Genomic DNA, 8,210 nt, shown 5'->3' with positions numbered 1-8,210 from the left:
GGAGCGAGTGCAGACAATAAAATGCTACCCGGAAACCACCGGACGCTTGCTTCAAGACACCCCTCGTTTCCCACCACGCCCTGATCGTGGCGGAGACGAACATCCTATAAATGATTCGAGGGGAAACACCCATGATATTGCGTGCAGCTTTGGCCGGTCTGGTACTGGCATCATTCACCCTGTCGGCGCAGGCGGAGACCATCCGCATCGCCATCGGCACCCAGGACACCACCATCAATTGCGCCGCTGGCGGCCTGTTGATCCGCGAGCTGGGCCTGCTGGACAAATACCTGCCCCACGATGGCCAGTACAAGGACGCCAAGTACGAGGTGCAGTGGAAGAACTTCACCAGCGGCGCGCCGCTGACCAATGAGATGGTCGCCGGCAAGCTCGACTTCGGCGCCATGGCCGATTTCCCCGGGTCGTTCAACGGCGTGGCGTTTGAAACTGCCGGCAAGCACAGCCTGTTCATCAGCGTGCTGTCGGGCAGCACCCAGGGCAGTGGCAACGGCATCGTGGTGCCGAGCGCGTCGGGCGTGCAGTCACTGGCCGAGCTCAAGGGCAAGACCATTTCCGTTCCGTTCGCGTCCACTGCCCATGGCATGTTGCTGCGCGCTGTAGCGGCCCAGGGTTGGGACCCGCTCAAGGACGTGAACATCATTGCCCAGCCACCGGAAGTCGCCGGTTCCGCGTTGCAGGCCGGCAAGATCGACGCCCATGCCGACTTTGTGCCGTTCGCCGAACTGTTCCCGAGCCGGGGGTTCGCACGCAAGATCTACGACGGTTCCCAGGCTGGCGCGCCGACCTTCCACGGTGCGCTGGTGGACCAGGCCTATGCGAAAAAATACCCTGAAATCGTCGTCGCCTACCTGCGCGCGAGCATCGAAGCCAACCAACTGCTGGCCGCCGAGCCTGAGAAGTACAGCGAGTTGATCGCCAAGGTCACCGGAGTCGATGCCGAGGTCAACTACCTGTTCCACGGCCCGCTCGGCGTGCAGACCCGCGACTTGACCTGGAAACCGGAATACCGCCAGGCCGTCGGCACCGCCATCGACACCCTCAAGCTGTTGAAGAAGGCTGATCGCGGCCTCGACCTGAATACCTTCATCGACGACCAATACATTCGCGCCGCGTTCAAGGCGTCCAATCTGGACTACAGCGCGCAGTTGGCGAATTACCAGCAGACGCCGCTCAAGGCCGTCGATGCAGGCAGTGGCCAGGCCATCACCGACTTCAGCCACGTGGCCGAGATCTGGGTGCGCGGCGAGCCGAAAGTCCGTCAGTACGCCTCGGCGCAAGCGGCATTCACCGCGCTGGCCGCGCTGAAGCAGGAAGGCAAGAACATCCGCGCGGTGTATGCCCAGGCCAGTGACAGCGGGATCAAGTTGCTGGCCGACCAGGCGTGGTTTGCCAGTGATGCGCAAGGTCGCCTCAGCGCGTTTCTGCTCAAGGGCCAGGCCCAGCAATTCGCCACGGCCCAGGGCGGCAAGGTGTTCGATTTCACCGATGCCACGACCCAGGCCGTGGCCAGTCGCTGAGTCAGTGATCGTTCCCACGCGGAGCGTGGGAACGATCGGAGGTGTTATATGTTTGCACGATGGCTCCCCCGAGCCGCCTCGCTGCTGCTCTGCCTTTTATTCTGGCACCTCGCCGCCAGCCACCACTGGAACCTCGGCCTGGTGACTTTCGCCAACGTCCCGACACCTCTTGCCGTGATTGAAGCGGCACTGGGCCTCGGTGACTCCGGAAAACTCGCCCGACACCTTGGCAGCAGCCTCAGCCGGGTCTTCGCCGGTTACCTCGCGGCATTGGTGATCGGCGTCGCGCTGGGCCTGGCCATCGGCCGCTCGAAATGGGCCGAAGACTTGCTGCTGCCACCGCTGGAAGTGCTGCGCCCAATTCCCGCCGTGGCCTGGATTCCCCTGGCGATCCTGATGTTCCCCTCGTCCGAGCTGTCGATGGTCTTCATCACCTTTACCGGCGCCTTGTTCCCGATCCTGCTCAACACCGTGCATGGCGTCGAAGGCGTCGATCCACGGCTGATCGCTTCGGCGAAAAGCCTCGGGGCAGGGCGACGGGCGATGCTGCTGGAAGTGATTCTGCCGGGGGCCGCACCGAGCGTCATCACCGGCCTTTCCATCGGCATGGGCACGTCGTGGTTTTGCCTGGTGACCGCCGAGATGATCTCCGGCCAATACGGCATCGGCTATTACACCTGGGAGTCCTACACCATCCAGAACTACCCCGACATTGTGGTCGGCATGTTGCTGATCGGCGTACTCGGGATGGGCAGCAGCCTGCTGATCAAACGCCTGGGCGGTGTATTCACACCCTGGCATCGACCACGAGGAAAAGCCTGATGAGTGTTTTTCAACAGCCCGAAGGGCGGATCGATATTCGCGGTTTGTCGATCAGCCTGGGCGAGGGCAGCGCGGCCTTCGAAGCTGTGCAGGGCCTCGATTGCCTGATCGAACCAGGGCAGTTCGTGTGCATCCTCGGGCCGTCCGGTTGCGGCAAGTCGACCTTGCTCGGCGCCCTGGCCGGGCACCTGCAACCACGCGCTGGCAGCCTCAAGGTTGATGGCGCGGCGGTGTCCGGCCCGTCGCCGCAACGCGGCATGGTGTTTCAGCAGCACACACTGTTCCCTTGGCGCACGGTGCGCGACAACGTTGCGTTCGGCCTGAAAATGCGCGGCATCGGTAAAGCCGAACGCGACAAGGCCGCCGATGAAATCCTCGCCCTGGTCGGCCTTGAAGGCTTCGCCGAGCGCTGGCCGGATCAGTTGTCCGGTGGCATGCAGCAACGGGTGGAAATCGCCCGGGTGTTGGTCAATCGGCCACGGCTATTACTCATGGACGAGCCCTTTGGCGCTCTCGATGCCCTGACCCGCTTGAACATGCAGGAACTGCTGCTGGACATCTGGACGCGCATTCGCACCACCGTGGTGTTCGTCACCCATGACATCGACGAGGCGCTGTTCCTCGCCGATCGCCTGCTGGTGATGAGTACGCGTCCCGGTCGGATCATCGAAGACCTGCGCCTGGATTTCCCCCGGCCACGCACCACCGCACTGGTGACCAGCCACGAATTTTCCCGCTTGAAACGTCACTGCCTCGAACTCCTGCGTCACGAAGACGGTCGGCAGCTGCCCCGCCTGAACCCTCTCGGACTTCCCCCAGAAAACAAACTGCCGCGATTTGCCCTATGACCTCACTATTCGATGTAACCGATAACGATGACATTCTCGCCCTGCAACCACGCCTGACTGACGACGATGCCGGCGTGCGCCGTATCGCCCTGATCGAACTGGCCGACCTGGAAGAAGCGGACGGGCTGCTGTGGCTGGTCAACCGACTGGTCGCAGACCCGGCCGAAGACGTCCGTGCCGAAGCCGCGCGGTTGCTCGAAGCCTGGGAGGACGAGCCTGTGGTCGAAGCGCTGTGCCAGGCCCTGACCGATCCATCCGCAGCGGTGCAAGCCGCCGCGGCGCAAAGCCTCAGCCTGCTCAAGAGCGAAGCGGCGGGTGAGGTGATCCTGCCGTGGACCGGGCATGCCGACATCGGCGTGCGCATCGCTGCGTTCAGGGCCTTGCGTGAATTGCGCTACCCGCAAGCGGCCCCGGCGGCGCTGGTTGCGTTGAGCGATCAGGAGGCCAATGTCCGCCGTGAAGCCGTCGGCGTGCTGGGTTGGCTCAAACAGCTCGACGCCTTGCCGGCCCTGGCTCGACTGGCAAGTGCAGACCCGGACACCGAAGTGCGCCGCGCCGCCACCGGTGCACTCGGCCTGGCGTCTGACGAGCAGGTGCTGCCGGCCCTGCGCCAAGCCTTGCAGGACCAGGCCTGGCAAGTGCGCGAGGAAGCCGCCAGCACCCTGGGCAAGGTCGGCCACATCGACGCCGGCCCGGCATTGGTCCAAGCCCTGAGCGACGATTACTGGCAAGTCCGCCTGCGCGCCACCCGCAGTCTCGGCCGCTTGCGTTACGCCCAGGCCCTGGACGCGCTGATCGAAACCCTCGGCCACCGCATCAGCAACCTGCGCAAGGAAGCCGCCCTGGCCCTCGGCGAGTTGAATGAAAAAGGCGCGATCGCACCGCTGCAGGCCGCGCAAGACGATGGTGATCCGGAAGTGCGCAAGGCGGTGCGCATTGCCCTGAGTCAGCTGCAATGAACCCGGTGGCCATCGGCAATTCCCGGAGCAGGCAGCAGCTGCGACTGAACTGGCCGGATGGCCGCGAGCAGTGGCTGGACCATGCCGAACTGCGCCGCCAGTGCCCGTGTTCGCAATGCCGGGCGTTTCGATTGCGCGGGATGGCGCCGCTGGTCGATGCCCGCGTTCGGCTGATCGAGGTGAATTCCCAGGGGTATGGGTTGCAACTGGTGTTCAGTGATGGGCATGAACGCGGAATATATCCATGGGCCTATCTCGAAGGATTAACTCCAAACCTGTAGGAGCGAGCATGCTCGCGATGGTCGTTAACGTTAACGCGTGGTTTCTGGTTAAACGCGGCGTTCTTGAGTCCATCGCGAGCATGCTCGCTCCTACAGGGGAGCCAGCGCAGTCAGAAGGACTTGCTGACGCTCGCCACTACCGTCGCGCTGCACACATCGTCGAAGCCCCAATTGCTCAGGCATTGGCTCTTCGACAGGTCGGTGTCGATGTAGCTCAGGCCCAGCATCACACCCGCCAGTTCATGGGTCAGCTTGAGCTCCCACTCACGGTACGAGTCTTCAGCTTCACCCGAGCGTGAGTACAGGTGCGGGTCCTTGAAGTCCATGTCGCCGTAGCGCAGTTTGAGGCCAACGCCGTAGGGCAGCTCGGTTTCGTAACCGATATAGCTGTAGAGCGAGTTCTGCTCGCTATCGATACCCGGCGCATCGGCGGAGTAGTAGGCGCCGAGTTTTACCCCGTAGACGCTGAGAATGCCGTAGGCCTCGCTCTGGTTGAACTGGCTCTCTTTCGGGTAAGAATATTTGAGGTAGCCCAGGTCGAGGCTGACGTCATCGGTGGCCTGCCACAACCAACCGGCATAGTAGTCGACCTCCTGCCGGGTTTTCAGGCCGCCGCCAAAGTCGACGTTGGAGGTCCATGCGCCCAGGTACAGGCCGCTGCTGTGGGCCAGGGTTGCGCCGGCTTGCAGTGTCGGGTCGTTCTGAGTCTGCGAGATGCCGCGGGTTCGATAATCGCTGGCCAGTGTCACGTCCAGCAACAAGGCGAAATCATCGTTCAAGGGGATGGCTTGGCTGCTCAAAGGCAGCAGGCTCAAGGAGCCGAGGGCGAACAGTGTGAAAGCTTTCATGGTACGTCCCGCTATTGTGATTGTTATGGGCAGAAATCGGACAAGGCTGCGCCGTGCCCCGTGTTGAAAAACACGAGGTCGGGCAGGGGTGTGGTTGTGGTTTTTATTAGAGGGGTTGCGCGTAGACCTGCCGACCGGCGAACCAGGTCTGCAGCACTTGGGTTTCATGCAGGGCTTTTTCGTCGACGCTGAACACATCACGATCGACCACGATGAAGTCGGCCTGTTTACCGGCGCTCAGCGAGCCGATCTGTTTATCCAGGCCAAGGGTGCGTGCGGCATTGAGCGTGTAGGCATAGAACATGGTTTCGCGGTCGATGCGTTCATCGGCGTTGAGCACCCCCAGCGGACCCGCCCGCGTCATGGCCTGGGCCATGGCGTTCCACGGGTTGGGCGAAGACACTGGCCAGTCGCTGGCCCCGGCGATGGTCGCGCCCTGTTTGAGCAAAGAATGCGCCGGGTATTGGTAACGGAACGCCAGGGCGCTGACGTAAGGCTTGATCATGTCCGTGGTGTAATCGTCGGCGCTGGCCCAGAGCAGTTGCATCGAGGCGATGACGTCGAGCGGTTTGAAGCGGGCGAATTCTTTCGGATTGACGATCTGCAGGTGCGTGATGGAGTGGGTCACACCGCTCTGTCGGTCTTTGCGCGCCTGGGCGATGCCGTTCAGCGATTCGCGGACCGCGCGGTCGCCGATGGCATGGATGTGTACCCGCCAGCCGCGCTGATCGATGGCGCTGACCAGCTCGCCGAAATGCTTCGGGTCGATCAACAGTTCGCCCGGTTTGTGCGAGTTGGTGTACGGATCGATCATCGCGGCGCTCTGGGCCGGGTACTCGATCACGCCGTCAGCGAAGATCTTGATACCGGGCAGCGTCAGGTTGGGGATGCCCTGGAATTGTTGGCGGACCTTGTCCAGGGTGTCGAGATCGGACGGCACGCTTTTGCCGTTGGCCACCAGCAGCGCCGCGACGTGGGCGGTCATGCCGCCGCTTTCGGACAGGGCCTTGTACACCGGCAGGACACCGACGGTTTTCTCCGTGGGTTTGAGTGCAAACACCGGCTCGCCGGGCGCGGCGTTGGCGGCCGGGTCCATCCAGGCGGTGATGCCCAGGCTGTTGTTGTAGCTCACGGCGGTTTGCGCCGCCTTGAGCATGTCAGTGGCGCTCGGCGAGGGCATTTTCGCGGCCACGCGGTCCCAGCCGGCGTCCACCAGGAAGCCGTTGGGGCGGCCGTCGGCGAGTTTGCCAATGGTGTCTTTCTCGGCGCCTGGCAGTGTTTTCAGCAGCGCCGCATCAATGCCTGCGCGCTTGAGCATCACGTTGTTGGCCCAGGCCGTGTGATGGTCACTGCCGGTGAACACCACGGGCACGTCGGCCCATTCGCCGCTGTTGAATTTCTTGCCCAAGGCTTCAGATTGCGCCCAGTAGGCCGAACTCATACCGGCCACGCTCAGGATGTCGCCGTGTTTGGCCTTTCCGTCTTCACGCCAGGCCCGCAGGCGTTTTTCCAGTTCGTCCAGATCGACCACTTCATCTTCCATGTTGGCCGAAACCATCTCCAATCCGCCGAAGATCGCGTGGGAGTGGGTGTCGATCAGGCCTGGCATCAGGGTCTTGCCACCCAGGTCGACGACCTTGGTTCCCGAATCGATCAGGGCCTTGATCTGCGCATCGCTGCCTGCTTGCAACACTTTACCGTCCTGTACCGCCAGCGCCTGGACCTTGGGCTGGTTGCGGTCGGCAGTGAAGATCTTGCCGTTGAACAGCACCAGGTCAGTCGCGGCCATGGCTTCCAACGAGGCAAAACTGACTGCCACCAGCAACAGATTCGGGATGAATTTTTTCATTGAATGTTTCCTTGTTATTGCGTCTGATGGCCAGACTAGTGGCTTACCGCGCTCGGCAGAACGCCTCGCTCACGAAAAACGTTTTTGCCTGAATGGAAAAAGAATGGACAAGCTGGGTGCACTGAAAATGTTCGTGGTCACCGCACAACTGGGCAGCTTCAGTCGCGCCGCCGAGCAGTTGGGCAAGACCCCGTCGGCCCTGACCAAAGCGGTCAATCACCTGGAAGCGGAACTCGGCGCGCGATTGTTCGAGCGCAGTACCCGGCGGATCTTGCTCACGGAATCCGGGCGGCTGTACCTGGAAACCGCGCGCCAGGTATTGCAGCGACTGGACGAGGCCGGCGAGGAAATCGAGCAGTTGCAGCACGGTTTGCGCGGCAGTCTGAAAATCACCGCGCCGCTGGCCTATGGGCAGGCCTTTCTCGATCAGGTGTGTGGCGGTTTTCTCGAGCAATACCCGCAGATCAACCTGCAAGTGGACCTGTGTGACGAGTTCGTCAATCTGCTGGAAAGCGGCTACGACCTGGCCTTGCGTGAAGGGCATGACGACTTGCCGGGGTTGATTGCCCGCGTCGTTGGCAGCAATCGCCTGGCGCTGTGCGCCAGCCCGGAGTATCTGGCGCGCAAGGGGCTGGCGGTCACCCCGCAGACCCTCGATGAGCACGAATGGTTGCTGTACCGCCATCCTTTGCTCAGCCGCGAATTCTGGTGGGCCGAGCGCGACGGCCAACGTTTGAGCTTGCCGCAACCCCAGGCACCCCGCTTGCGCAGCGACAACTACGACTTACTGCTGGCCAATGCCCTGGCCGGGCGCGGGTTGCTGCATACGCCGTTGTGGAGCGCGGCGCCGTACATTGCCGAAGGGCGCCTGGTGCGGGTGATGGCCGACTACGACATCGACCCGGACAGCTTCGGTCCGCACATCCTGGCGGTGTACCCCAGCCATCGGCGGGCCACGGCCAAGGTGCTGGCGTTCATCGATTACATCACCGCGTTTCTGGCGGAGCCTCTGTAGGAGCGAGCATGCTCCGGGCGGCGTTCCGACGATGGTCGTCAACGATAACG

8 protein-coding genes are annotated in these 8,210 nt (G+C 62.7%); 6 read left to right on the top strand and 2 right to left on the bottom strand.

The window, feature by feature from the left end; genetic code table 11:
• Positions 1-131 precede the first annotated feature (131 nt).
• The 5 genes from PG5_RS30155 to PG5_RS30135 are packed head-to-tail and all read left to right on the top strand — an operon-like array spanning position 132 to position 4,448.
• On the top strand, positions 132-1,538 hold the full coding sequence (locus PG5_RS30155) for an ABC transporter substrate-binding protein (RefSeq protein ID WP_020800865.1): 1,407 nt from the start codon (positions 132-134) through the stop codon (positions 1,536-1,538).
• A 48-nt stretch (positions 1,539-1,586) separates the two neighbouring features.
• Positions 1,587-2,360 carry an ABC transporter permease gene (locus tag PG5_RS30150; protein WP_020800864.1) on the top strand — a complete coding sequence of 258 codons (774 nt, stop codon included), beginning with the start codon at positions 1,587-1,589 and terminating at the stop codon, positions 2,358-2,360.
• On the top strand, positions 2,360-3,208 hold the full coding sequence (locus PG5_RS30145) for an ABC transporter ATP-binding protein (protein WP_020800863.1): 849 nt from the start codon (positions 2,360-2,362) through the stop codon (positions 3,206-3,208). The genes PG5_RS30150 and PG5_RS30145 overlap by 1 nt, the downstream gene beginning before the upstream one ends.
• Positions 3,205-4,167 (top strand): HEAT repeat domain-containing protein, encoded by a 963-nt coding sequence (locus tag PG5_RS30140; RefSeq protein ID WP_020800862.1) that lies wholly within the window; start codon positions 3,205-3,207, stop codon positions 4,165-4,167. Before PG5_RS30145 ends, PG5_RS30140 begins: the two co-directional genes overlap by 4 nt.
• Complete coding sequence (locus PG5_RS30135; RefSeq protein WP_020800861.1) at positions 4,164-4,448, top strand: gamma-butyrobetaine hydroxylase-like domain-containing protein; 285 nt, start codon at positions 4,164-4,166, stop codon at positions 4,446-4,448. The genes PG5_RS30140 and PG5_RS30135 overlap by 4 nt, the downstream gene beginning before the upstream one ends.
• A 110-nt stretch (positions 4,449-4,558) precedes the next feature.
• Here the strand turns inward: PG5_RS30135 and PG5_RS30130 are convergent, their stop codons facing one another.
• Together PG5_RS30130 and PG5_RS30125 are read right to left on the bottom strand one after the other, a co-directional pair.
• Positions 4,559-5,296 (bottom strand): TorF family putative porin, encoded by a 738-nt coding sequence (locus PG5_RS30130; RefSeq protein ID WP_020800860.1) that lies wholly within the window; start codon positions 5,294-5,296, stop codon positions 4,559-4,561.
• 106 nt (positions 5,297-5,402) lie between these two features.
• Complete coding sequence (locus PG5_RS30125; protein ID WP_020800859.1) at positions 5,403-7,145, bottom strand: amidohydrolase; 1,743 nt, start codon at positions 7,143-7,145, stop codon at positions 5,403-5,405.
• A gap of 103 nt (positions 7,146-7,248) precedes the next feature.
• On the opposite strand from PG5_RS30125, the gene PG5_RS30120 reads away from it, so the two are divergent.
• Positions 7,249-8,160, top strand: a complete 912-nt coding sequence (locus tag PG5_RS30120) for a LysR family transcriptional regulator (RefSeq protein ID WP_020800858.1) — start codon at positions 7,249-7,251, stop codon at positions 8,158-8,160.
• Positions 8,161-8,210: the final 50 nt, after the last annotated feature.

The sequence above is a fragment of the Pseudomonas sp. G5(2012) genome (genome assembly GCF_000408945.1).
GTDB classification, from domain to species: domain Bacteria; phylum Pseudomonadota; class Gammaproteobacteria; order Pseudomonadales; family Pseudomonadaceae; genus Aquipseudomonas; species Aquipseudomonas umsongensis.
Note: the sequence above shows the minus strand (reverse complement) of the source record. Positions and strands in the feature narration are given on the sequence as shown.

Coding starts and splice junctions, on each gene's coding strand:
- PG5_RS30140 (WP_020800862.1), top strand. CDS start 3,205: ATGACCTCACTATTCGATGTAACCGATAACGATGACATTCTCGCCCTG.
- PG5_RS30130 (WP_020800860.1), bottom strand. CDS start 5,296: ATGAAAGCTTTCACACTGTTCGCCCTCGGCTCCTTGAGCCTGCTGCCT.
- PG5_RS30120 (WP_020800858.1), top strand. CDS start 7,249: ATGGACAAGCTGGGTGCACTGAAAATGTTCGTGGTCACCGCACAACTG.
- PG5_RS30145 (WP_020800863.1), top strand. CDS start 2,360: ATGAGTGTTTTTCAACAGCCCGAAGGGCGGATCGATATTCGCGGTTTG.
- PG5_RS30135 (WP_020800861.1), top strand. CDS start 4,164: ATGAACCCGGTGGCCATCGGCAATTCCCGGAGCAGGCAGCAGCTGCGA.
- PG5_RS30155 (WP_020800865.1), top strand. CDS start 132: ATGATATTGCGTGCAGCTTTGGCCGGTCTGGTACTGGCATCATTCACC.
- PG5_RS30125 (WP_020800859.1), bottom strand. CDS start 7,145: ATGAAAAAATTCATCCCGAATCTGTTGCTGGTGGCAGTCAGTTTTGCC.
- PG5_RS30150 (WP_020800864.1), top strand. CDS start 1,587: ATGTTTGCACGATGGCTCCCCCGAGCCGCCTCGCTGCTGCTCTGCCTT.